The 2,769-nt window shown below is 47.5% G+C and carries 3 protein-coding genes; 1 reads left to right on the top strand and 2 read right to left on the bottom strand.

Annotation, left to right across the window (positions count from 1 at the left end):
- The coding region (locus tag VK541_RS04480; RefSeq protein WP_324367340.1) for a DUF3472 domain-containing protein at positions 1-748 on the top strand (748 nt) is incomplete at its 5' end.
- On the opposite strand, the gene VK541_RS04475 is transcribed toward VK541_RS04480, so the two are convergent.
- Positions 735-2,003, bottom strand: coding sequence for a DUF1501 domain-containing protein (locus VK541_RS04475; RefSeq protein ID WP_324367338.1), 1,269 nt, complete (start codon positions 2,001-2,003; stop codon positions 735-737). The genes VK541_RS04480 and VK541_RS04475 overlap by 14 nt on opposite strands.
- Positions 2,004-2,021: 18 nt before the next feature.
- A partial coding sequence (locus tag VK541_RS04470; protein WP_324367336.1) for a DUF1800 family protein occupies positions 2,022-2,769 on the bottom strand: 748 nt, incomplete at its 5' end.

Genomic DNA, 2,769 nt, shown 5'->3' with positions numbered 1-2,769 from the left:
AGGGCCGAAAATAGAGTGGCTTTACTCCGAGATCATGGTACCTGAAGGTGAAGATAAGACCGGCACCTATTATATGGCCAATGGGTTTAGCAGTGGTTATTTCGGCATGCAGGTAAACTCTGCGACTGAACGAAGGGTATTGTTTTCCATTTGGAGCCCTTTTAACACAGATGATCCAAAAGCTATTCCCGACAGCATGAAGATCGTGCTGCTGAAAAAGGGGAAAACTACAAAGGCCGGTGAATTTGGAAATGAAGGCTCCGGTGGACAAAGCTATATGATCTATCCCTGGAAAGCAGGTAAAACTTATGCTTTTTTAACCCGGGCACAACCTAACGATGAGAGGAAAACCACTACGTATACCTCGTATTTTAAAGATGTTGAAAAAGGGATCTGGCAACTGGTAGCCAGTTTTGAACGGCCGCAGTCCGCGATCTACCTGCAGGGGCTAAATTCCTTCCTGGAGAATTTTGATCCTGGTACCGGTGACCAGCCGCGTATGGCAAATTATAAAAACCAATGGGTGGCCAATGCTGAAGGTGCCTGGCATGAAATAACGGGTGCTGCTTTTTCAGCTGACAATACCGCCAGGGTCAATTACAGGAAAGACTATGCCGGAGGAACGGATAAAGATTCTTTTTTTCTGAAGAACTGTGGTTTTTTCAATGATTTCACGCCCATTAAAACACCCTTGCAAAGACAATCGTCCGGGCAGCATCCGGAAATAGATTTCGCTAAATTGCCATAACGCCGATTGTTTTACCATTCCACTCCGGAAACAGCACCTTGTCATTGTGAATGCCAAGGTGCTTGTCTGCAACCTCGCTAAATACACTCCGGAAATCTGTGGTAACGGCCAGGTCCCTGCCGTCTTCCAAATTTTCTATGGAAAGCGGATTTACAAGGCCGTGTACCTGTCCGCCGCTGACCCCGTTCCCCAATATGAAATTGCAGGATCCGCGGCCGTGGTCGGTGCCACCCGTACCGTTTTGTTTTACCGTACGCCCGAATTCGGTCATGGTCATGACCGTAACGTCATCCTGCAGTGTACCCATATCTGCCCAGAAAGCCATAATGCTTTCGCTCAGGTCATTTACATTGCGGGCAAAAATCCCGGTTTCGGCACCCTGGTTAAAATGCGTATCCCAGCCACCCGACTCTGCAAAAGCAACTTCCATACCTACATCCATTTTGATCAGCTGGGCAATCTGTTTTAAGGAATTACCCAATGATGTGCTAGGATATACTGCATTGTTTGAGGGCTTATAGTTCCTGACATCCGTTTTTTGAAGCATCCTGATCGCGTCAAAGCTTTCCTTGCCAGTTTCCTTCAATAAACCTGATGAAGTCTGGTCATACAAGTCTTCAAAACTTTTTGCGGCCATATTGGCTCCCTTTAGGTTTCCCCGCATCTGTATGTTAAAATCCTGCAGGTTGCCGATCGCGACAGCCGGATTGTCGCCATAAAAAGATCTCGGCAGGGACGAGGTAAGGCTCACGCCCTGGAAAGGTGTAGCACCGTCATGTCCCAGCAAGCCAACTGCCCGGTTTAGCCAGCCGCTTTCCGTACCTTTTCTAAAAGGGGTACCTGATTCCATAAAATCCTGCGCATCAAAATGTGACCGGGTACTATTGGGTGATCCAATACCGTGGACAATGGCCATTCTTTTATCTCGGAATACCTGTTCAAATCCAGCCATAGACGGGTGCAGACCAAAGCGGCCGTCCAGATCGATGAGCGGTTTATTTTTACCGCCTTTGGCGGCCGACATAAATAAGGTCGGCCTTGCAGCTTTAAGATACTGATCGGTGAAGGGCGTTACAGCCATCAATCCGTCCATAGCACCGCGCTGAAAGATGCAAACCATGATTTTCTTCCTTTGGAACAAGCCTAATGGTTTCGTACCTGCCACTGCGTCAATAAGAAATCCAGGCACTCCGCCCAATCCGATGCCAAATAAGGCAAGGCCTCCTGATTTTATAAATCCTCTTCTTGAAGTCATGATGATCTGCTTTAAATTTTATTTGCGCTGAAATTCCGGTGAGCCTATGATTACACCCACTACCTGGGCGAGCATAGTGTTATTTCCATCGGAAGTTTGAACTGCTGCGTTTTTCCCCTGTCTTTTCTTTTTAATCGTGCCGTCCCCTTTTACTCCTGTCATCAAGTCCGCATCCTCATTCATCATAGTGGTCTCGGGCTGAGGAGCTGGTGCCTTTTCTGCGGCTTTTTCTATTTTACCGACCAGTTCCGGATCATTGAGCATTGGTTTCAAACGCTTAACGGTTTCTTCCAGGTTACGCTCGGGCATGATCATCTTACTGTAGGTGAGCAGTGCTGCCTCAGCACTTTCTGGTTCATGGTTAGCATTTAAGGCTTTCAAATTGATCTTCACCCCCGGGATGCGTTGTGACGCCAGCGCAAGTCCGAAATTCATTCTGTTTAGCAATGATCCGGTATTGATCCAGTATTGCCCACGGTCCGGGAATCCGGTAGGTGCCTGGTAATAATACATTTTCTGTCCCATCTTGTTGATCCAGGTAAATAACTGGTAGGGCTGTGTGATCTGGGCATCCAGACCGCGCACTGCACTGATGGCCAGTTCAAAAGGAGATTTGGTCTTCTCTCTCAAAGCAGCTTTGCTCCAAAATTCCGGCGAGGACACCATCGTGATCATAACCTGTCTGATGTCTCCTTCTGTCTTACTGAATGTTTTGGCCATGGCATCGACCAACTTTGAAGATGGATTGTCATTCACAAACCTGGTG

The organism is Pedobacter sp., from assembly GCF_035317785.1.
Taxonomy (GTDB): Bacteria; Bacteroidota; Bacteroidia; order Sphingobacteriales; family Sphingobacteriaceae; genus Pedobacter.
The sequence above is the reverse complement of the archived record's forward strand: the minus strand, read 5'-3'. Positions and strand labels throughout refer to the sequence as shown.

Bases quoted from the DNA above. Each gene is read 5' to 3' on its own strand.
- VK541_RS04475 (WP_324367338.1), bottom strand. From the start codon at position 2,003: ATGACTTCAAGAAGAGGATTTATAAAATCAGGAGGCCTTGCCTTATTT.